Source organism: Paenibacillus sp. LHD-38, assembly GCF_031157315.1.
Classification (GTDB): Bacteria; Bacillota; Bacilli; order Paenibacillales; family Paenibacillaceae; genus Pristimantibacillus.
This window is the reverse complement of the sequence record NZ_JAVIFU010000034.1, coordinates 35117-57209: the sequence shown is the minus strand read 5'-3', so window position 1 is coordinate 57209 and position 22093 is coordinate 35117. Positions and strand designations below refer to the sequence as shown.

The 22093-nt window shown below is 50.0% G+C and carries 21 protein-coding genes; 8 read left to right on the top strand and 13 right to left on the bottom strand.

Annotated elements, in window-relative coordinates; translation table 11 throughout:
* Positions 1–205 precede the first annotated feature (205 nt).
* From RCO25_RS24205 to RCO25_RS24180, 6 genes are all read right to left on the bottom strand, one after another.
* A complete protein-coding gene (locus RCO25_RS24205) occupies positions 206–2392 on the bottom strand; it encodes a bifunctional 2',3'-cyclic-nucleotide 2'-phosphodiesterase/3'-nucleotidase (protein WP_308998699.1) in 2187 nt (728 codons plus the stop codon).
* A gap of 230 nt (positions 2393–2622) precedes the next feature.
* Positions 2623–3642 carry a tyrosine-protein phosphatase gene (locus tag RCO25_RS24200; protein ID WP_308998679.1) on the bottom strand — a complete coding sequence of 340 codons (1020 nt, stop codon included), beginning with the start codon at positions 3640–3642 and terminating at the stop codon, positions 2623–2625.
* Positions 3643–3674: 32 nt separating this feature from the next.
* The gene (gene phnE / locus RCO25_RS24195; protein ID WP_308998678.1) at positions 3675–4508 is read right to left on the bottom strand and encodes a phosphonate ABC transporter, permease protein PhnE; all 834 of its coding nucleotides are present in this window, start codon (positions 4506–4508) and stop codon (positions 3675–3677) included.
* A complete protein-coding gene (gene phnE / locus RCO25_RS24190) occupies positions 4508–5299 on the bottom strand; it encodes a phosphonate ABC transporter, permease protein PhnE (protein WP_308998677.1) in 792 nt (263 codons plus the stop codon). Before phnE (RCO25_RS24190) ends, phnE (RCO25_RS24195) begins: the two co-directional genes overlap by 1 nt.
* 2 nt (positions 5300–5301) lie before the next feature.
* Positions 5302–6102, bottom strand: a complete 801-nt coding sequence (phnC, locus tag RCO25_RS24185; RefSeq protein WP_308998676.1) for a phosphonate ABC transporter ATP-binding protein — start codon at positions 6100–6102, stop codon at positions 5302–5304.
* Positions 6103–6134: 32 nt separating this feature from the next.
* Complete coding sequence (locus RCO25_RS24180) at positions 6135–7097, bottom strand: phosphate/phosphite/phosphonate ABC transporter substrate-binding protein (protein WP_308998675.1); 963 nt, start codon at positions 7095–7097, stop codon at positions 6135–6137.
* Positions 7098–7290: 193 nt separating this feature from the next.
* On the opposite strand from RCO25_RS24180, the gene RCO25_RS24175 reads away from it, so the two are divergent.
* Positions 7291–7938: a GntR family transcriptional regulator gene (locus RCO25_RS24175; protein WP_308998674.1), complete on the top strand. Its 648-nt coding sequence runs from the start codon at positions 7291–7293 to the stop codon at positions 7936–7938.
* A 177-nt stretch (positions 7939–8115) separates the two neighbouring features.
* On the opposite strand, the gene speB is transcribed toward RCO25_RS24175, so the two are convergent.
* Both speB and speE read right to left on the bottom strand, forming a co-directional pair.
* Positions 8116–8985, bottom strand: coding sequence for an agmatinase (gene speB, locus RCO25_RS24170; protein ID WP_076271583.1), 870 nt, complete (start codon positions 8983–8985; stop codon positions 8116–8118).
* A 36-nt stretch (positions 8986–9021) separates the two neighbouring features.
* The gene (gene speE / locus RCO25_RS24165) at positions 9022–9849 is read right to left on the bottom strand and encodes a polyamine aminopropyltransferase (protein ID WP_053373276.1); all 828 of its coding nucleotides are present in this window, start codon (positions 9847–9849) and stop codon (positions 9022–9024) included.
* A 342-nt stretch (positions 9850–10191) separates the two neighbouring features.
* Between speE and RCO25_RS24160 the strand changes: the two genes are divergently transcribed.
* The 7 genes from RCO25_RS24160 (at position 10192) to RCO25_RS24130 (ending at position 18159) form a co-directional block, all read left to right on the top strand.
* Positions 10192–12297, top strand: coding sequence for a transglycosylase domain-containing protein (locus tag RCO25_RS24160; protein ID WP_308998673.1), 2106 nt, complete (start codon positions 10192–10194; stop codon positions 12295–12297).
* 182 nt (positions 12298–12479) lie between these two features.
* Positions 12480–12761 carry a hypothetical protein gene (locus RCO25_RS24155; protein WP_308998672.1) on the top strand — a complete coding sequence of 94 codons (282 nt, stop codon included), beginning with the start codon at positions 12480–12482 and terminating at the stop codon, positions 12759–12761.
* Positions 12762–13094: 333 nt separating this feature from the next.
* Positions 13095–14093 (top strand): ubiquinol oxidase subunit II, encoded by a 999-nt coding sequence (gene cyoA, locus RCO25_RS24150; RefSeq protein ID WP_374992155.1) that lies wholly within the window; start codon positions 13095–13097, stop codon positions 14091–14093.
* A gap of 62 nt (positions 14094–14155) precedes the next feature.
* On the top strand, positions 14156–16126 hold the full coding sequence (locus RCO25_RS24145; RefSeq protein ID WP_308998671.1) for a cbb3-type cytochrome c oxidase subunit I: 1971 nt from the start codon (positions 14156–14158) through the stop codon (positions 16124–16126).
* Positions 16126–16758 carry a cytochrome o ubiquinol oxidase subunit III gene (gene cyoC, locus RCO25_RS24140; RefSeq protein WP_308998670.1) on the top strand — a complete coding sequence of 211 codons (633 nt, stop codon included), beginning with the start codon at positions 16126–16128 and terminating at the stop codon, positions 16756–16758. The genes RCO25_RS24145 and cyoC overlap by 1 nt, the downstream gene beginning before the upstream one ends.
* Before the next feature lies 1 nt (position 16759).
* Positions 16760–17089, top strand: coding sequence for a cytochrome o ubiquinol oxidase subunit IV (cyoD, locus tag RCO25_RS24135; protein ID WP_308998669.1), 330 nt, complete (start codon positions 16760–16762; stop codon positions 17087–17089).
* A gap of 197 nt (positions 17090–17286) precedes the next feature.
* On the top strand, positions 17287–18159 hold the full coding sequence (locus RCO25_RS24130) for a GNAT family N-acetyltransferase (protein WP_308998668.1): 873 nt from the start codon (positions 17287–17289) through the stop codon (positions 18157–18159).
* A 172-nt stretch (positions 18160–18331) separates the two neighbouring features.
* On the opposite strand, the gene RCO25_RS24125 is transcribed toward RCO25_RS24130, so the two are convergent.
* The 5 genes from RCO25_RS24125 to RCO25_RS24105 all read right to left on the bottom strand — a co-directional run bounded on the left by RCO25_RS24125 (position 18332) and on the right by RCO25_RS24105 (position 22091).
* On the bottom strand, positions 18332–19021 hold the full coding sequence (locus RCO25_RS24125) for a hypothetical protein (RefSeq protein WP_308998667.1): 690 nt from the start codon (positions 19019–19021) through the stop codon (positions 18332–18334).
* Positions 19018–20199 carry a hypothetical protein gene (locus RCO25_RS24120; protein ID WP_308998666.1) on the bottom strand — a complete coding sequence of 394 codons (1182 nt, stop codon included), beginning with the start codon at positions 20197–20199 and terminating at the stop codon, positions 19018–19020. Before RCO25_RS24120 ends, RCO25_RS24125 begins: the two co-directional genes overlap by 4 nt.
* A 34-nt stretch (positions 20200–20233) precedes the next feature.
* The gene (locus tag RCO25_RS24115; protein ID WP_308998665.1) at positions 20234–20809 is read right to left on the bottom strand and encodes a zf-HC2 domain-containing protein; all 576 of its coding nucleotides are present in this window, start codon (positions 20807–20809) and stop codon (positions 20234–20236) included.
* Positions 20806–21300 carry a sigma-70 family RNA polymerase sigma factor gene (locus tag RCO25_RS24110; protein ID WP_308998664.1) on the bottom strand — a complete coding sequence of 165 codons (495 nt, stop codon included), beginning with the start codon at positions 21298–21300 and terminating at the stop codon, positions 20806–20808. Before RCO25_RS24110 ends, RCO25_RS24115 begins: the two co-directional genes overlap by 4 nt.
* Before the next feature lie 266 nt (positions 21301–21566).
* On the bottom strand, positions 21567–22091 hold the full coding sequence (locus RCO25_RS24105) for a YwhD family protein (protein WP_308998663.1): 525 nt from the start codon (positions 22089–22091) through the stop codon (positions 21567–21569).
* Between the last annotated feature and the right edge of the window lie 2 nt (positions 22092–22093).

Here is a 22093-nt window from a genome sequence, read left to right as displayed (position 1 = left end):
TTGCGCATTGGACTCTTTCCTTAATCGCCTCGTCTAAACGGCATCTCCATTCCTCACCACGGCCATCAGTCAAGCGCTTCACCAGCCCTCTATTGACCTCACTAAAGCAAAGTATGCAGCTAGCAAGCCGCAATTGCATGAAAGCAAAGAGGCTGTCTACATCAGGCATTCAGCCTTCTGTGACAGCCGCTTGGATCTACGGGTTCTACGGTTTAGCAGGTATTTTAATTTTTTGACCAGGATAAATCAAGTTCGCGTTACTGAGCTTATTATAGCTGGCCAGCTTCTGCCACGTTGTTCCATACTTCCGCGCAATGGCAAATAACGTATCACCCGGTTTCACTGTATATACCGTTTCCTGAGGCACCGAGACGACCGGCTTATCAGGCGTGGATGGTTCTTCCGGCTTCGATGGCTGTTCCGGCGGCACAACAGCAGTCTTCTTGCTCAGGTCCAGCTTAAACTCCGCGTATCCATCTTCCGTATCCGCCGCGAAGGCAATCGATTTATTCGCTTCATCTACATTTTTTGCTTCCGGCGAGGTCTTAAACGTAACATTCACCGTGTCGTTGATTGGGGCGAGCGACCAGTTGCCGTCAACTGTCGGATTAATCGTCTTGAAGGATCGGATATAGTCGATTACAACCTGGCGGTTCTCGTCGGGTGCAGCAAGAATGATACGTTTGCCGTCAGGGTTTGCGAATTTGCTGGAGGATGCGCGGTAGTTGTTAGAAGCAACAACAAACTTTTGATCCGCTTTAATCGGTTTGCCTCCAAATTGCAAATTAACAATCCGTTTCGCACCCTCGTTCTTGAGCACTCCGTTCGCTTCATACTTCGGCGGCTGCGTGACATCAATTTGATAAGTGACACCGTCAATAACATCAAAATTGTAGGTTGGAAAATCATAATTGATCAACTCTTGCTTCTCCTTGCTCTTTGCGTCAATCTGTTTAAATTGTCCTGCAGACCATTCGAGCCACTCTTTAAGCTCGGCCCCCGAGACGAGTACGGCGTTCACCGTATTGGAGTACAAATACAAATCGGCCACGTTCTTTATCGCAATGTCGCCTGCTTTAATATTCGTATAATAGTTTGGCCCTTGGCGTCCGCCTGCTTTGAAAGGAGCCCCTGCCGACAATACGGGAAGACCCTCGTATTCCGTTCCTTGCAGCTGCTTCTCGACATACCATTTCTGTGCGTTGGTGACGATCTGAATGGATGGGTCGTCCTGAATAAGGGCGAACCAGCTATTGATGGACGCTGTTGTTTTGCCGACAGGTCCCCGCACATACGCCAGCGTATGCTCATGATCCTCTTTCACGGCATCGATGACGGTTTGGTCAGCCTCGACCAGGGGCACCTTGTTGACCGCATCATAAATGGGTTTCACCTCGGCCTTCGAATCGGTAACCGTCCATTTCCCTTCCTTTTTCTCCAGCGTAAGATCGATAATGCCAAGGTTATTCCCCCAGAAGCCCGGCTCGACGGACGGAACCCCGTTAATGGTGCCTTTGGCAAGATCGACTCCTGCTTTGCCTTCAAAGGATTTGTCGGGGAACACTTTATGCGCATGCCCGAACAAAATCGCGTCAATGCCCGCTACCTTGCTTAAATAAAGCACCGAGTTTTCCATAAGGGGCGTTTGCGGAATATCCTCAAAGCCCGAGTGTGGAATCGCAACGATAAGATCCGCACCCTTTGCCTTTATTTCAGGCACAAACTTCTCAGCCGTCTTCACGATATCCTTAACGATAACTTTTCCATCCAAATGCGCTTTGTCCCATTGCGTAATTTGCGGCGGCACAAACCCGATTACCCCCACCTTCAGATTATGCTTTACGCCGGCGCTATCCGTGACTTCCTTGTCGAGAATGAGATAGGGTTCAAATAAATTAACATCATTCGTCTCGTCTTTATCTCCATCATCCTTATATATATTGGCATTAATGTATGGGAAATCCGCCCCTGCCAGGGAGGTTTCCAAAAATGAAAGACCATAATTGAATTCATGATTGCCTAAATTGCCTGCATCATAATCAAGCAAATTCATTGCTTTGTAGACGGGATGAGTCTCTCCCTGCTGCAGTTTATCGACTGTTGCGACGTAATCGCCTAGCGGATTGCCTTGAATCAAATCGCCATTATCGAATAATAAGCTGTTCGGGGCTTCCTGCCGGGCTTTCTTAATAAGGGACGCTGTTTTCGCCAGTCCATATTCATCCGTAGGCTTGTCCGCGAAATAATCATAGTTCACCATGTTCACATGCAGATCCGACGTTTCCAAAATACGAAGCTTCACAGTGCTTCCCGTGCCCGCTTCAGCTGTTACCGTAAGCGGCATTGCGACGAGACTGGCAGAAATGACAGCCGCTAACGTTCCCTTCCACATCGATTTGTACGGTTTCACCACCCATAACTCCTCCTTTAATCTCTTTCTGATCTTAAAGTGCTCTTATGTAAGGGCATGATGTTCCAATGTTATCCTAAAATATAATAATTTATATATTCAGAATTGTCATTTTATTATTTTGAAAACCATTTGCACTTCTTGTCGAACGAATCGCGGCAAACGCAAAAACCGCGAGAAAGCTGCCCCGCGGTTTCTTATTGTTATCGTTTCTATGACGTGAGATACATATATTGAAGCTTATCCCGGTCTGCTTGCGTGAAGCCTAGCGCCTGCTCCCAGTACTGCTCAAAGCTGCCGTAGCGCGCGTCGATCTCATCAAATGATGCCTGCAAGTAAGCCGGCCTGGCTTCCATGAGCGCTTGCGCCACTTCAGGTGTAAGCTTGCTCATAAACGGCGCATGCGACTGGTTTGCGCCTCTCAAATGCTCTTTGAAACGGTCGGCGAACAAATTCGTCAGCGCATAGTCATTCAGCACCGTGCTGCGCGGGACGCCGATCGCTTGCAGGATGACAGCAGACACAAAGCCCGTTCTGTCCTTGCCTGCCGCGCAATGGAATAAGGCAGGAGCCCCGCCACCCTCGATCAGCTTTTGCAGGATTGTTGCCGTAAGCACTGTGTTGCTCACCATATGGCGGTTCATATCAACCAGCATCGATTCCGTTACGTCCGTCATTGCCCCCATCAGATCCGGGCTCGCTGTCGGCATAAAGGACAAATTTTCATTCCGCTCGAATCCGATTTGCGGGCTCGGGCTAAGCGCGACCTCTTCGGCCGTGCGCAAATCACAAATCCATTGAATGCCCAGCTCCTTCAGATAAGGCAAGTCGGTTTGCGACAAACGCGACAAGTCAGCCGACCGAAACAGCTTGCCCCATTTTACCCTTCTGCCGTCCTCGGTTACGTATCCGCCCATATCGCGGAAGTTTAGGGCACCCTCCAGCGGCAGCACCCGGTCCGTAACGGAAATGACCATGCTCTCGCTAAACTTGACATAATAGTATCCCCTCGCATTCGGCTGCGGATCCTGGAACGTCCACTCGCTCCCCTGCGTCACAATCGCAATGAGATGCGACTCTGCTTCAATAAATTCGTTAACTGCGCTTCTATAGATAGCAACCTTCTCAAGCTTGACCGGCGGATGCCATGAAATTTGAATTTGGTTTTCTCCCGTGCGCTCCATTTTTAATTCGAAAGACTGTGCGATGATTTCCGTCTGCTGAAGATTCATCCTGGTTCTCTCCTCATTGAGCACGCGCCCCGTTAGGCCCGCTTTCTCATTTTTAATTTTAGTCGGTTAGACACGATTTCCACGCTAAACACCATCAGAAAAATAACAAGTCCAACAAACAGCGCTTGGTCAAAATGGTAGCTTCGCATCGCATGCGACAGCTCAAACCCGATACCGCCTGCGCCAACCGCGCCTAATATCGTCGATTCGGCAAGATCCCCCTCGAAACGCATGACGCACCAAGCAAGCAGCGCCGATAAGGCGCAGGGCAGCACCCCTTGCAGCACGATTTGCAGCCAGCTTGCCCCTGTTGAACGCATGGCCTCAATAACACCTTCATCTACCTCTTCAAGTGACTGGGTAAACACCTTAATCAGCCCGCCTACCGCATGCACCATGATTGCAAGCACCCCAGGCAGCGGCCCCATGCCGACCGCCACGATAAAGATCAGCGCCCAAATGAGCGTCGGAATGGCCCTCAGCAGTGATGCAAAGCTGCGAATAAGCCAGCTAACCATTTTATTAGGCGCGATGTTGTCAGCCGCCAGAAAGGCGAGGAAGAACGCAATGACAATACCGATAACAGTGCCTAGTATAGCAACCTGTATCGATTCCACCGCCGCCAGCAGCACATGCTTCCACTGCGAGGCGTCTGGCGGAAACATAAGGCCTACCGTCTTCGCAAACTTTCCGATTCCCGGGAGCAGTCGGCTGTAATCGAGCTGCAGCTGAACAAGACTGAAAACAAAAAACAATGCGGCGAATATGCCGTACAGCTTCAGCGTCCGATTCCTCTTGGATCGAATGCGCTCCGCCGGCCTTGCTTCCTGCTTGGGCAATTCATCCGAACGTATCACAGTAGCCATTAAATAATCCGCTCCCTAATCCGATTCGTCATAAATTCCGTCACGAGTACAATCGCAAGAACAAGAAGCACAGCCATACTTACCTCTTTATATTGGAACAGCTTAAGCCCGGATTGAATCGTAAAGCCTAATCCTCCTCCGCCTACCATGCCAACAATCGTGGACGCCCTAACGTTAATTTCAAGATTATAGAGCGACCAGCCTACAAAGCTTGGCAGAAACTGCGGCAGCACCGCTTGCGTCATCACCTGCGCATAGCTAGCTCCCGTTGCCCGCAGCGCCTCTACTTGCCCCATATCAATTTCCTCTAATGACTCCGCAAAGCAGCGCACCAACATCCCGATTGACACAATAATGAGCGATAGCGTACCGACCAGCTTACCGAGACCGAAGGAAGCAACGAGCAGGATCGTCCATATAATGACGGGAATATTGCGAAACAAAGCTGAGAACGCACGGAGCCCGATTTGCAGGATGGGATGCGGCGACGTTGTCGCTGCGGCGAAAATAGACAGGAAACCCGCTACGACTGCGCCAATAACCATGGCCACAAAGCTCATGTAAATTGTATCTAATGCCGGCTCGATCAATCCCGGAAATGAAGCTGCTTCGGGCGGCATTAAATCGACGAACAAAAACCGCGCGCCATCGCCAAGTCCGCCCCAGAGCGCGCCAGGCGTGAAGTCCGTGCCAACCGCAGACCAAACGGTCAGCGCAGCCAAGAACAAGGCCATAATAATGAGTTGATTCCGCTTGCTGCGCCTTACCATCTGAAGCTGTTCTGCTTTCATGCTTATGCCGTCTCCTTCTGCTGCGAAATGATAGAATCTGCATGCATTGCGTTAGGTTTTTTATTCTGGTTGTAAATGAGATCAATCATGTCGTCAGTCAGCTGCTCTGGCGTGCCGTCAAACACCTTTGTCCCTTTATAAATGCCGATAATCCGGGTTGCGTACTTCTTGGCTACATCGACTTGATGCAGATTGCACACGCAGGCTATGCCGTCTTCTTTGCAAAATGTATATAAACTGTTCATGACGATATCCGACGATGCAGGATCTAGGCTTGCTATCGGCTCATCCGCTAAAATCAGCTTCGGCTTCTGCGCGAGTGCTCTAGCGATCCCGACTCGCTGCTGCTGTCCGCCGCTAAGCTCGTCAGCCCGCTTATGCACTTGTTCGCCCAGCCCGACTCGTTCCAGCAAACGAGTCGCTTCCCGCACATCCGATTTTGCATACAGACCGAGCGCGCCGCGCCAGCTGCTCATATAACCCAGCCTGCCGTGGAGGACATTGGTGAGAACTGACACACGCTCAACCAGGTTGAAGCCTTGAAAAATCATGCCCATTTCCCGGCGGATGCGCTGCAGCCTGCGGTTGCCCGCTCCGATTGTTTCTGTCCCTTGGAACAGCACCTTGCCCGAGGTCGGCTGGACCATCTGGTTCAAACATCGGAGCAGGGTACTCTTACCCGCACCGCTCGGTCCGATCACAACGATGAATTCGCCTGCCTCCACCTTCATATCAATACCGCTGAGCGCGGCTGTTCCGTCGGCGTACACCTTCTTCAAGTTCTCTACCTGCAGCAATGTCATTTCACTTATCCTCCCTCATCCTCGCTCAATTTCTACTTCAGCATTTCCTCAGGCGACATCTCGAGCATTTTCGCTACCTCGCGAACGCCGTCAAAGTCCGAATCCTCCGCAGGGAAGAAGCCAGCTGCTCCCATCGCTTTAAAATACTCCGAATGCTCCTTGCTATAGCCGAGCGCAAACTCACGCATTTTCTCTACAAGATCCTCCGGCAAACCATCACGGTAGGATAAGGCCCCGCCGCCCGCAATCTTGTCCGACTCTGCAATTACGCGTACATCTTCTTCCTTAATCAAACCTGCATCCGCAATCATTTTGATACACTGGCTGCATGTTGCCGCTCCATCTGCATCGCCATTGGCAATGGCAAGAAGCGATTTGTCATGTCCACCCGAGAACGATACGTTGCTGAAGAAGGTTTCGATCTCGTCATTGGTAATGCCCAGCTTCTTCATCAATGTCGCGCGCGGATACAAATGTCCGGTCGTAGAAGCCGGGTCGGCGAACAAGAAACTCTTGCCCTTCAGATCCTCAACCGTATTGGCCGGGGAATCCTTCGGCACGATGATTACGCTGGTTCCTTCGGAACCGGGACCATTATTCATCGCGGCGAGCAGCTTAGCGCCGCTTCTCTCTACCGCAATAATGTAGCCGAAGGGACCGAACGTCGTAACATCTATCTTTTTGGAGCGCATCGCTTCAATCATCATGTTGTAATCCTCGCCCTCGAACGTCTCTACCTTGATGCCGAGGTACTCGCCAAGATCTTTGGCGAACTGATCTGCATTACGGGAGGATTCGCCGTCCTCCATCGGAAGGTTGCCGACTCGCAGCACTTCCGGCCATTTGGTTGACGCTGCCGCTTTCTCCGTGTTTGCCTTTCCATCCGCGCCTACGCTTCCGTTATTGGCGTTGTTCGATTTCTGACCGCACCCTGCAAGCACCAACATTACCGCTGTTATTACAAGAGCCATTTGTACACCTGTTTTCTTTAGCACCGTATAGCCTCCTATATTTCTATTGAATATTCATCTGGTACGCAACTAGAATACAAGTTGAATGTCAATGCAATGTTCGCGTATTTTTGAGATATTGTTAAATTCGAAATCATATTGCGGACTGGAAAGCGGGACTGTTAAGATGGGGTTAACCAAATGAAAAGCAATTATGAACGTGAAAGGAAATAGAGCCATGATATCACAAACGCTCATGAATACGGCCTATACGACGCTTCGCGAGAGAATAGTGGGCGGCAGCCTAATGCCCGGAACGCTTTTATCGGAAAACGAGCTGGCAGAAGAGCTGCAAATGAGCCGCACGCCTGTCCGCAATGCCATCACTCATCTTGAATCGGAGGGCTTTGTCGTTTCACTCAAAAACCGCGGCGTGCTGGTGAAGGAAATCAGCGGCAAAGAAATGCTTGATATGTATGAAGCAATGATGTCGCTGCTCGTCTACGCCATTGACATAAAGACGGAAAGAAACAGCAGCATAGACATGGCAAAGCTGGAGGAGTGCTTGGAGCGTCAGTTCAAAGCGGAGCAGGAAGATGATTATTTCACGTATATTCAAAACAACTTTTTGTTTAACCGTATTATCGTATCATCCATCAATAACCATGCGATGATGGCAATTATGGACATGTACGTAGATAAAATGGCCATGGCCTCTTACATCAATTACAAAATGACGCCCCATATCAAGCATTATTCGGCCAATATGCTGAACAAATCGATATACGACGCCTTGAAGGCCGGCAATGACGAAGAAGCCCGGCGCTTAGCGAAGGGCGCTTACGTGTATGCGCGCAGCCGCATGTTCGATAACGGGCGGTTCTAGCGGCAAAATCAACAAGCGTAAACGGCTGACGCCGTCCTTGCGGCAAAAGCTCGTTTCGCGGTGAAATATAAGCATCGTATAAGATTGAAATTTATACTCTCTTATATTTTAAAAAAAGGCTTCGCCCCAGCGGATGGAATACCGCTGGCGGCGAAGCCTTTTTGTTGCAATCAATGACTATTTCAAGAAGCCGAGCAGCATCTCGCGGATAACCTTAGCCGCTACGATCTGCGTTTGCTCTGTCGGATCATAGGCCGGCGCAACCTCAACGAGGTCAAAGCCGACGATGTTCACGCCGGAGCGAGCGATGGCATGCACCGATTCGATAAGCTCTTTCGATGTGATGCCGCCCGCTTCCGCCGTACCTGTACCAGGAGCCGCGGATGGATCGAGCACATCAATATCGATAGTCAAATAAACCGGGCGGCCCTCAAGCTCTGGAAGCACCTTTTTCAATGGCTCCAAAACCTCAAACGGGTGGAAGTTGATATTCTCACGCGCATACTGCCATTCCTCACGGGAGCCCGAACGGATACCAAATTGGTAAATGTTCTGTCCGCCCATCAGTCCGGCTGCTTTACGCAGCGGCGTGGAGTGCGACAACGGCTCGCCTTCATACGACTCACGCAAATCAGCATGAGCGTCGAAGTGAATGATCGCAAGATCAGGGTACTTCTTGTACACCTCTTGGAAAATCGGCCAAGACACCAAATGCTCGCCGCCGAGTCCAACAGGGATTTTACCATCGTCCAGAACGCCGCGAACGAATTCGCCGATGATTTCCAGACTGCGCGCTGCATTGCCGAAAGGCAGCAGCAAATCGCCTGCATCGAAATATTCAATATCTTCGAGGCTGCGATCTAAGTAAGGGCTGTATTCTTCAAGTCCGATCGATACCTCGCGGATGCGGGGGGGACCGAAACGGGAGCCCGGACGGAAGCTAACCGTGAAATCCATCGGCATGCCGTAGATAACCGCTTTGGAAGCTTCATAATTGTCTGAACTCAGGATGAAGACATTACCCGAATATTTTTGATCCAATTTCATGAGGATTGTCCTCTCCTTCTATCGCGTAGCCGCTTGTTACTTGATTAGATCTTCAACGAATTTAGGCAGCACGAATGCGGCTTTGTGAAGACGCGGCGTGTAGTATTTCGTATCGATTTCCGGAATCGCCGTTTCGTCAACAGCTGTCGGATCGTATTTTTTGCTGCCCATCGTGAACGTCCATAGACCGCTCGGGTAAGTTGGAATGTTCGCGCCGTAAACACGAACGATCGGGAATACTTCCTTCACGTCTTTATTTACGCTTTGGATTAGGTCAGCTTTGAACCAAGGGTTGTCCGTTTGCGCAACGAAAATGCCATCTTCCTTCAAGGACTCATAAATGCCTTGGTAGAAACCTTTTGTAAAGAGATTGGCAGCAGGGCCTACCGGCTCTGTGGAATCAACCATGATAACGTCATACGTATTTTTATGATCATGAATATGCATAAAGCCGTCGTTTACAAGCACTTCAACGCGAGGGTTGTCGAGCTCGCCAGCGATGGATGGCAAGTATTTTTTGGAGTACTCGATTACTTTACCGTCGATGTCGACTAGAACTGCCTTCTTCACCTTAGGGTGTTTCATAACTTCGCGAATGACGCCGCCGTCTCCGCCGCCTACTACAAGCACGTACTCCGGATTCGGATGCGTGAAAAGAACGGGATGCGCAACCATCTCGTGGTAAACGAACTCATCCTTAACCGTGGTCATAACCATGCCGTCAAGCACAAGCATCGTTCCGAACTCTTCGGTTTCGATCATATCAAGCTGTTGAAAATCCGTTTGTTCATTAACATAAGTTTTAGTAATCTTCGCCGTAATGCCGAAGCTGTCTGTTTGTTTTTCCGTATACCACAATTCCATGTCGTAAAATCCCTTCTTTCCTTCAATCGTTCAACCTGTATTATAGTAAAATTATACCCCTACTACAAGTGTTCAATAGCGACTATCATGTTAATGTATTTTGAAGGGTTTTTCCATATATCCATTGATTTTTCCGTGATGATTATATCCTCAGTAGCATAACACCTGCGCTTCGCATTTATCCTTCGGAATTGCATCGTAATTTCTTTGTCTGCCGAAAAACTACCTATTTCAACAGCAGCATACAAATATTTAGGCAATCGCCCACGATTCTTGAATAGTAAGTTCCCTGTTTTTCCATACTAAGGAAAAGCGAGATTTGCACGGAAGGGAGCCCGCTCCATGAAAAAATCATCCAACCGGCAGGGCAAGCTGCGTCGCCGCCCTGTTCTTCCTTATATAACCGAGAGGTTCCTTCCCCATGTTCTGAAAATGAAAAGATGGCTCCGCTGGTCCATTGCGGCGTTCACCTTATTCATTCTTATCATGGCAGGCACGCTCATTTATTTGCGCACGCAGTCTCTGCCTGTCACCGCTATCAGTCAAACATCGCAGATGATTGATTTACAGGGTAATGTCATTGACACCTTTCACGCTGGAGAGAACCGGCGTTCCGTACAGCTCCCCGACATCTCGCATTACCTCATTGAAGCGACCTTAGCGATTGAGGACCGGCGGTTTTACGACCATCGCGGCTTTGATATGAAGGGCATGGCGCGCGCCGTCATGGTGAACGTTCAAAGCTTATCCGCACGGCAAGGCGCGAGTACGCTCACGCAGCAGCTGGCGCGCAACCTTTATTTGACGCATGAGCGAACCTGGCAGCGCAAAATGAAGGAAGCGATGTACACCGTGCAGCTCGAGATGAGCTACTCCAAGGACGAGATCCTCGGCATGTATTTAAATCAAATTTATTACGGACATGGCTCTTATGGCATTGAAGCCGCAGCCATGATGTATTTCAATAAACATGCCTCCGAACTCTCGCTGGCGGAAAGCGCGATGCTGGCAGGCATTCCGAAGGGACCCAAGTATTATTCCCCCTACCTGAATATGAAAAACGCGAAGGACCGTCAGCTTACGATTTTGCAAGCCATGCTTGAAGGAGGCTCGATTACATCCGAGCAAGCAGACGCGGCCTATGCTGAGGTGTTGGATTTCCAAACGCTCGGGTCCGGCTCGCAAGAGGGCTTTGCTCCATACTTCCGCGATTATATCCGGTACGTTGCCGTGGACAAGCTGGGCATCGATGAGCATTTGCTCAACGAGGGCGGCATTACGATCTATACGACACTGGATCCGGAAGCACAAGCAACGGCCGAGGAGGTCATTGCGGAGGGGATCCCGGAAAGCTCGGAGCAGCAAGCGGCGCTTATCGCCATCGATCCGCGCAACGGGTATATCAAAGCGATGGTCGGCGGCAGAAATTACAAGCAAAACCAATACAACCGTGTATTTGCCAAAACGCGCCAGCCCGGCTCCTCCTTTAAGCCGTTCCTGTATTTAACGGCTTTGCAAAGCGGCTTCATGTCGCCGGTAACCCGGTATAAGAGCGAGCCGACCGTATTCACCTATGACGAAGGCCGCAAAACCTACGAGCCTCGTAACTATGGCGATAAATACTTGAATGAGCTCATTGACATGCGGAAGGCGCTGGCAAGCTCGGATAACATCTATGCGGTCAACACCATTATGACCGTTGGCGCCGACAAAGTGATTGAAACCGCAAGGAAGCTCGGAATTGAAAGCCCAATGCAGCCTGTTCCCTCGCTAGCGCTTGGTACCTTCCCAGTCAGCCCGTTCGAAATGGCCTCTGCTTTCGGCACATTTGCGAGCGGCGGCATTCATGTCGAGCCGACCGCGATTATTCGTATCGAGGACCGAAAGGGACAGGTATTATATGAAGCGGAGCAGCATGCCGAGCAAGCCGTGACCGCTGCGGAAGCCTATGTCATGACCAGCTTAATGGAAAGCGTATTTGAAGAGGGCGGCACTGCATTTCGGGTATCTTCTATGATTAAGCGCCCGGTTGCAGGCAAAACAGGCACTACGCCAACCGATGCATGGCTGGTCGGCTATACCCCTGAGCTCGCCACCGCCGTATGGGTCGGCTACGACAAGGATCGAAAGTTGACGGTTGCCGAAGCCTATCGCGCGGCGCCGATCTTCGCTAAATTTACGGAACAGGCACTCGCTGCCATACCGCCGAAGATTTTCCCCATCCCCGAGGGAGTCGTCAACGTATATATTGATCCTACAAGCGGTAAGCTTGCGGAAGGAAACTGCCCGAATAGACGAATGGAGTCCTTCTTAAGCGGAACCGAGCCAACCGAGGTATGCGGCGAGCCCGCTTCTGGCGATGAGAGCAGTGATGACGGAAAGAACGGAACAAACGGGGCAGGCCGCCGCTCATGGTGGAGTGACTTGAAGCGTTGGTGGACAGACTAAAGAACAGCAGCCTTCGATTATATATCAAAGGCTGCTGCTCCTGCCGCCATTTCTGCCGATCATGACCTCTGCACATTTTTGTCCGTTTTATGATCAAAAAGTGAATTTTCTTTGAACAAAAGCATAGTGTTGTGATATAGTGAACATAAGAAAACACTTACAATTAACCGGGAGTGTTCAATATGACAACAAAAACAGCAACAATAAGCCACGTTCAGCATTCAAAATCAGATGTCAAGCGTCTTGTCAAAGCAATGACTGCGATCGCTTGGGTCGTTTTAGCCGTTGGCGTTTTACTTAGCCTAGTCAATTTAAGCCATTTCAGTGATCAAAATGTTGGACTTATGGTCGGCATCGGATTTCTAATCGGCAGCGTTCATATTTATGTTATCGGCACGGCAATCGGTCTCGTCCATGCTCGCCTAGACCAAGAACAGCCGCCGAACGATTCAAACCATCAATAATAGCAGATACTTCACGTATCATTGGAAAGCAAAATAGAAAGCCCCGCTCGGTATTGACCGAGCGGGGCTTTCTATTTTGCTTTAAATCGTACGAGCTTTCAAAGCGCAGCGTAATCGCTGGTTATGTCTGGCATGAGACGAAACGCTGCAATTTGGGTAATGATAGGAAACAGTATTTCGTACAGTTTGGTTCCTAATTGTAACAGTTGTCTAAGCCGTGAACTTTCTATTACAGAAAAAAGACGAATTATTGACGTAATTGTTAACCCCGCAGTTATTGCCTTGTAGATCTGCTATTGTAGTCGTAAGCAGTAATTTTGAGGAGTTGAACTGATGATGAGACCGTTTCTTCGTGTGCTGACACCCGTATTCATTATGCTAATGGCCGTTTTGCTTTCCGGCTGCGGCGAGCAATTTATTGTGCTCGATCCAAAGGGGCCAATCGGCGAGTCTCAGAAAGATTTGATTTATTTTTCAACCATTCTGTGCGCGGTTATTATCGTGCCTGTACTCATCCTGACAGCTGTCATCGTCTGGCGTTACCGTGATAAGCCAGGCAGCAAAGCTTCTTATAAACCAAACTGGGAGCACAGCACGAAGCTTGAAATTACATGGTGGAGCATTCCGATTGTTGCGATCCTCATCCTTGCAATCGTCACCGTTAAATACACCTATGCGCTGGAGCCGTCCAAACCGATTGAATCGGCTAAAGCGCCAATCACGATCCAAGTGACGTCACTAGATTGGAAATGGTTGTTCAAATATCCGGATGAGGATATAGCGACCGTCAATTATATTAAAATACCGGAAGATGTGCCGATTAAGTTTCAATTAACATCCGATACGGCCATGAATTCTTTCTGGGTACCACAGCTTGGCGGTCAAATTTATTCCATGTCGGGCATGGCCATGACGCTTTTCCTCCAAGCCGATGAACAAGGCAGCTATTACGGCTCCGGAGCGAACTTCACAGGCAAGGATTTTGCGCAAATGACGTTCAAGGTTGATGCCACCACCGAGGAAAATTATAAAGCATGGATTGACGAGGTTAAGGCAACGTCCCCTGCGCTTACTATGGAGGGGTTTGAGAAACTAACCGAACCAAGTGCCTCTGATGTGCAGCTGTTCTCCAGCTTCCCTAAAGGCCTATTCAATAAAGTGGTCACGCAGTATGTGAACGGCGGCGGCGGTGCTCATCAGCATCATGGAAGCACGGAGGCAGAATCTGCTGCAACCGCAGATGAGCAAGAAGCTCCGGCGGATACGACCGAGACGAATAATCATAATGCCAGTAACACTGATTCTACGGTTCATAACCATGCGGGCCATTAACCCGCTAACAAGCGAATGCTTAAGAAGCGAGTTTGTTCCACAAACTTTTAGGAGGACCCCTCATGTTAGACAAAATTAAACAATTCGCATCCGAATTTTTCGTTACTGGCGATCCGCTTATTTTAGGGGCTCAAGTATCCATTGGCTTGTCGCTCGTCGCGATCTTATTCGTGCTCACCTTTTTCAAAAAATGGCGTTGGCTCTGGACCGAATGGTTAACCAGCGTCGATCATAAGAAGATTGGTATCATGTATATCATAGCTTCCATTCTTATGTTGTTCCGCGGCGGCGTCGATGCGCTGCTGATGCGGGTTCAGCTGGCTGCTCCCGAGCTTGAGTTCCTGCATCCGGAGCATTATAACCAGATCTTTACCACGCACGGCGTTATTATGATTTTGTTCATGGCGATGCCGCTCATGTTCGGTTTGTTCAATATCGTCGTCCCGCTCCAAATTGGAGCCCGCGACGTTGCGTTTCCGTTCCTTAACTCCCTTAGCTTCTGGATGTTTTTCTTTGGAGCGATGCTGTTTAACGTTTCCTTCATTATCGGCGGCTCGCCGGATGCAGGATGGCTGGCTTATCCGCCGCTTTCCGAACTTTCAGGCAGTCCAGGTCTTGGTCAGGACTTCTATATCTGGGGTATCCAAATTTCAGGTATCGGTTCCTTGGCTACAGGAATCAACTTCGTTGTAACGATTTTGAAAATGCGCGCGCCAGGCATGAAGCTCATGCAAATGCCAATGTTCGTATGGTCCGTGCTTTCGTCTTGCATTACCATTATGTTCGCGTTCCCGATTCTGACCGTTACATTATTCTTGCTGTTCATTGACCGCTATCTAGGCGCACATTTCTTTACGCTCGACGGCGGCGGCAATCCGATGATGTACATCAACCTCATCTGGATGTGGGGACATCCCGAGGTTTATATCGTTATTTTGCCGGCATTCGGCATATTCTCTGAGATCGTATCCGCATTTTCGAAGAAAAAGCTATTCGGCTACAAATCAATGGTGTTTGCTCTTATGTCCATTAGCTTCTTCTCGTTCTTCACCTGGGCGCATCACTTCTTCACGATGGGCTCCGGCGCGAATGTCAACGCGTTCTTCGCTTTGACGACAATGTTGATCGCAATCCCTACCGGGGTTAAAGTATTCAACTGGCTGTTTACGATGTACCGCGGCCGAATCAGATTCACGACCCCGATGATGTGGACGATTGCATTCATTCCATGCTTCGTTGTCGGCGGGATGACCGGTGTACTTTTATCCGTTGCGCCGGCTGACTTCCAGTTCCATAACAGCTACTTTCTTATCGCGCATTTCCATCAGGTGCTGATCGGCGGCGTCGTGTTCGGTTATTTCGCAGGTCTCTACTACTGGTGGCCAAAAATGTTCGGTTTCCGCCTGCATGAAGGCCTTGGCAAATGGGCTTTCTGGTTCTGGAACATTGGTTTCTATGTTTGCTTCATGCCGCAATATGCGCTTGGTCTAATGGGTATGACGCGTCGCTTCAACGAATACGACTTTGATATGGGCTGGCAGCCGCTCAACGTCGTATCAACAGTCGGAGCATTCTTAATGGGTGTCGCGTTTATTTTCCAAGTGTGGCAAATCGCTCATAGCATTAAGTTCTTCAAGAAGGAGAAAGACGGCGACGCATGGGACGGACGTACACTCGAATGGTCGATTCCATCTCCTGCTCCGCTCTATAACTTTGCTCGCTTGCCGCAGGTTACGAGCCAAGATGATTGGTGGGAAGAGAAGCAGCGTATTGCAAACGGCCAGCCTGCGAAGCCATTGGCTCCGCTTGAGCCGATTCATATGCCTAAAAACTCAGGTATTCCATTCATCATGTCGCTTTGCTGGTTCACGGCAGGCTTCGGTTTCGTATGGGATTGGCTGTGGATGGCCATACCGGGCCTAATCGGCGTAGCCATTTGCATGCTTGTTCGTTCGTTCTCCTACGATACCGATTATTACATTCCGGTGGATGAGATCGAACGTACGGAAGCCGCGTTAAGGGGGACAAAATAATGGCACATGCAGTTTCTACTCCAGCAGAAGCGCATGGTGCCGGTCACGGCGGCGGTCACCATGACGAGCATCATGATCAAGAATCGATGAAAATGTTCGGCTTCTGGCTGTTTCTTATAACTGACGTAATCTTATTCGGTACTTTGTTCGCCACTTATGTCGTCCTTCGTCTCAATACTGACGGAGGACCAACAGGCGCGGAGCTGCTCGAGATGAACGGAATCATTATTTCCACTTTCATCCTCCTGACGAGCAGCTTCACAAGCGGTATCGCCGTTCTTGAGATGAACAAAGGCAACAAGCGGGGCCTCATCTTCTGGCTCGCCATTACTGCTTTGCTCGGCGCATCCTTCATTTTTCTAGAAGTAAACGAGTTCATGCACTTGGTGCACGAGGGGGCTACCATCGGAACAAGCGCATATTGGTCCGCCTTCTTCGTTCTCGTCGGAACTCACGGACTTCACGTTTCGGTTGGTCTAGTCTGGATGATCGCGCTTATGCTCCAGCTGGGCCGCCGCGGCATCACGCCCGTTACGAAGCGTAAGGTCGGCATCATCAGCTTGTACTGGCATTTCTTGGACGTCGTTTGGATCTTCGTGTTCACTATCGTTTACTTGATGGGGGTGATGTAGGATGGAAAAGCATGGTACGCATTCGCATAATGCACACGAATCCCATGGCGGTTCGATGATATCCTATGTCATCGGTTTCCTCTTCTCCATCATTTTGACGATTATTCCGCTTGTTGTGGTCATGAACGATATGCTGAACAAAACAGCCGCAACCGTGCTTATCCTTGTGATGGCCGTCCTGCAATTTGCCGTACAGCTCCTCTTCTTCATGCACATTAGAGATGAGGAAAAACCGCGATTCAATCTGATGGCGCTTATCTTCGGCCTTGTTATTTTGCTGACGATCGTTGCCGGCTCCGTTTGGATCATGACTTATAATGCGGTGGGCTGATAGCTGACTGCGTATAGATAAATTTCTTATAAAACTGCGCCGAAGTCATTGTGACTGCGGCGCAGTTTTTTTCTTATATAAGAAAGCAGCCGCATCTCTCCTCGTATGTTCTTTATTTTTTATAATCATACTCTCCCTTCCTACTCCCCTTGCCGTCATGTCATAATCTTCCTAAAGAGAAACAAATAAAACATGGGGTGATCACGATAACCATTATTCTTCGTCCCTTGCTGCTGCCGGATGATTATGAGCAGCTGGCTGGATTGCTAAACCAAGTATGGTCGGAGCCGACTTCAGCGGAGCGTCTTCTAGAGGATGACCAGAAGCTTTACGAAGTTGGACACACGTGGATGGATGAGAACGGCTTGCTCGCTGGATACGATCGCGAGCGTCAGGTTGCGGTCAATGAGCAAGGGGAAATTGTCGGCTATATTGGGTCATGGCGAGCTCCATGGACAGAGCCCGGGCATTTATGCAATACACTCATCGTTGCGGAGGCATACCGCAAACAAGGAATCGGGCAGCGCTTGCTGCTTCACATAGGCGAGTGGGCTTTGAAGCTCGGCGCAACCATGCTCTTAGCGGAAGTATGGGACGATAACGAGGATGCGCAGCATTTTGCCAGCCGCCGTGCTTTTGCGAAAGAACGCCATGCCTTTCAGTCGCTACTGCAGTTGGATAACGAAGAGGGTCGCCAAGCCGCGTTTATTCCCGATCTGCCCGCGGTGGGGGACCTGCGTTTTCTAACGCTTGCGGATGAGCCTGGCGAGGCAAGCGAGCTCAAGCTTTATGAGCTGTACAAAGAAACGCTCGTTGATATCCCCGGCTTTATGGGAAATGTCCCCGTAATAGACGAATGGCGCAAATGGTATTTAAATTTAAAAATCAAAGCCATACAGCTTGCCAAGCATCACGGTGCTTCTTATCTTCGCACAGACAATGATTCCACAAACGCGCCTATTCTCCGTATTAATCGTAAGCTGGGTTATGTCCCGCTTCGCGGCTCCTACCGGCTTCTGGCTCCACTAGATGAAATGTTGGCCAGCCTGCACAGCAAGGTTTCAAAGTAAATTATACAAGCGTAAACGGCTGTCGCCGTCCTCTGTGGCAAAAGCTGTCGTTTCGCGGAGATATATAAGCCCATTTATAAGTGAAAACTTATAAATTCTTATATATTAAATAAAGGGCTGTCATTCAAGGTCAATGGCCTTGAGACAGCCCTACGTTATGTCCTAAAACTTCTTATTGCTGGTGGTCTTGCTCCACAACCTCAATCCCCTGGGGTACAATTAACGTCAGCTCCGCATGAACCGTATCCGAAATCAGCCCGCCATCCCGTCGGTCGACGACACCTACCATTACATACATCGTTTTGCCAACAATTTCGGTTTGCAGAAGCCTATTATCCAGACGCTCAAGCTTGTCTGCCGACCAATAGCGAATTTGTCCCAGAAGCTTCAGCTCACGTGTATCGGTCTGCTCCAACTTCACCCCGTCCCAAGCATGCAGGACGATTTTGTTTATTTCAGCAGGCACCTTCACGTTTTTCGTATCCACGAAAGCGGAGCGCTGCGTCATCTGCATACCTCTTTGCAGCTCATCGAATAAACCGGTTGACATCAACAGGGCGAGTCCAAGACTAGCCATGCCTACGACGCCCACAAAGAAAACACTCATCCAGTCGTAGCGCACGATCGCCCGCTCGCTGCTTGAAAACTTCAGGTAAAGCAGCAGCTCTGCTCCAAGCATGATAAATACAACGGGAGCCACCCACATCAGCACCTCGTAGGCCTCTATATCCTGCCAAAGCGATACTGCAAGCGCGGTACCCATCAGCATCAGCGTAACCCCCATCGATAAAGATCCGATGCGCCAGGTACGCAAACCTTCCGGTTTATTAACCGCCGGGTTCACCATATTTACGGGGTTCAACGCGATTCCTCCCCGTGCTTAGCAAGTAACGTCGGTGGAAGCTCAGGCGGTTTTCCCCTGCCTCTATCCGCAGCCGCTCTGCTGCCGAATGCTAATCGCAACCCAACAATGATCATAATGAAAGCAACAACCGCCGTTGGAATCATATATTTAACCGCCATATACTGCTTATAAATCTCACTTGAAAAGTGGGATGTGACCTCTGCAGCCACACGGTCGAGCAAATAGTAAACGCCAAAGCCTAGCAGCCCGAAGCCAAACCAGCGCTGATAAGGAACCAGCTGCGTCAGCACCGGCTCATCCGTAAGCGTCTCACGCTCGTAACGTGATGTCTGCTGCAGCGCATCGAAGAAAGCAAAGCACCAGAACAGCGGAAGCAGGAAGAAAAACAGCGACAACCGCAAATTATCCATAATAAAAACAGTCAGCAGAAAGCCGCCCATCAGCTGCAGTCCCCGCTTTTGCAAGCCTAAATAGAGATGGCCTGCACCTGGGAATATCGATAGCGCTATAGCAAGCACCTTGCTTTTGCGCCCCGAAGCAATATAGGCTTCCATATCCTCGAATATGGCGCGATCCACCAATTGCTCGCCGCGCTGCTTGGCATGCAGCTTGCTGACCGCGTCAAACATGCTGTATATCCATATGACCGGCAGTGCAAGCAGGAAGATAAGCAGCTCTCCCCTGTGAATGATTGCGCTTAAAAAGACGATAATCGCAAACCAGCCGATAAACGAAATAAGAATGGTTATTCCCCGCTGCATGAGTCCCATATGCATATGGCCAAGGCCTGGAACGAGGGAGAACAAAATCGTCCGCGATTTCTCGCGCTGCTGCTCGAGCTCCAAGGGCACAAAGCCGGGACCGAAGTGCTCCGCTTGATACTCATGCGGGTAATGCTGAGACGGATGCGCCGGATGCCGCGATACTCCTTTGCCTACCAGCAGGGTAAACAGCATATCGATCATATTAATGACCCAGACAAAAAAGGCAAGCATTAAGAGTACGATTACTTCATCATTACCAGACCCGTTAGCCATCGATAAAAGCAGAAGCAAAGCCAGCGATCCAAAAAAACCTCCCCCATACAGCACCGCGCGCACGGGCCGGCCTATATAGCCATGTCCTACGCCTGGCAAAAATGCCAGCAAAAACGCCACTAAAGGGCTTTTATTCATCAGCTATCCTTCCTTTCCATGTCCTTGTTTTCTATTATTTAAAACGTGTCGCTTTCAAGCCATCTAACCATGATCCGGTTTGATCGACTATTTTGTCCGACCACGATTCCGAAGGTTTATCGTTGGCCGCTGGCGGTTTCGGAGGCATGGCCTGCTCCATGTTCTCATTCATATCCATCTGCGCCAACTTCTGCGAGAAGGAAGTAAAGGTTCCGCTGACAAGCAGCAGCAGCGTAATGGAGGCTGCTATCGTGTAGTGTGTCACTGGGTGCTGAAGCCATGTGCGCAGGCGGGGAGGCTTCTCATGCTTGGACGCAGATAAGCTCGGTGCTGCAGCTTTAGTTTCATGGAGCTCTTGTACGCTCTTCAACTGCCCAACGACGCGCTGCTCAAGCAGCACCATATCAGGTAGAGGTATGCGAGACTCGCTGTCTCCGACGTAAAAGGATGAATGCTCCTCGTCCTCAGACGATGCAATCGCAGCCATAAAGAGGTTCAAGCAGAAATCACAGCCAGTCAAATGCTGCTCTATCCCTGCTCGTTCAGTCTCAGCTAGCCTATCGTTGACATATCGACTCATCAGATCCTGCGGTATGTGCCCATTCCTCATTCGAAATCCTCCTTCCGCCAGTGGCGCTTCATCCAGCTTCGTGCCCGGTACAGCCTGGACTCTACGCTTTTGAGCTCTAGTCCAGTTTCGGCCGCGATCTGCTCATACGATTTGTCCTCCATATAAAATGCGGTTACGACCTCGCGGTAGTTATCCGGCATTTCTTCTACCCGCTCGCGAACATGCTTCCGGTTAGCCTGCTCGATTGCAACGAGCTCCGCAGCCGGCATTACGGCATTTTCTTCATGCATTTTCTCAGACATCGCATCGTCGTCTGCCAATTCCTCAGGTCTGCGAGCCCTGCTTCGCTTGAAATCAATCGATCGATTAACGGCAATGCGGGTAATCCACGTTTTAAGCCCGTCTAATCGGCATTCCGGAAGGGAGCGATAGATTTGCAGCAGCACTTCCTGCGTAACATCCTCCGCATCATGCGGGGAGTGAAGCACGGCGAAGACCGTTCTATATATGTAAGGACCATATGCCTGCACGAAAAGGCCATAATGCTCGGGCCCGCCCTTTTGTACCGCTATGATCCAATCCTCGTCTTGAATGTCGCTCCCCTCCTTCCCAGTCTAATAGACGCCGGCCAGTCCTTCTTACCCTGCACTAAAAATAAAAAAACTTTCATGTCTTTCGAAAATTGCCCCAACACACAGAAAACCCCGTCATTCGTAAGGAAACCCATACGAATGACGGGGATGCTCATCCCTTATTGGCGAACACGCCTGCACTGCGAATCACGAAATGCCCGCTGCTACACGTTCAGCGCTTGCTTGAGCTCTTCCGGAGAGCGGTCCCACCACTCTTGGTTATGCTCAACGAGCAGCTTGCGAAGCGCGGCTTTGTCTACCTCGCCAAGCTCCGTCAGGTTATAGCGGCGCTTAATGGAATGATCCAGTTTGTTGACGTGATCGGCAAGAATTTTCCAGCCGCGGCGCGCCTCGGAATCGATGAGCATCTCGCATGCCGTTGCCCCGGCATAATAAGAGCCTTCCTCTTTGCGGTCGACGGCTACCCATACGATCCAGCACTGGCGGCCGTTTGGCGTATCCTCTTTGTTCGGCGTAAACTTGATGCCGCGCTCCACTTTACTCTTTGCATGCATGGCGCCTACATCGATATAAGCGACGCCAGCATCGATAATGACACAGGATACGGCGCTCAAATCAATGGTCCCCGCGCCAAATCCTTTATGTTGTTTGTTGCTCACTACGTTGAGCGACAGTGATTTCTTTTCCTTCTTTTCCGGCTGAGCCGGCTGTCCTTGTTCTTCCGTCATGC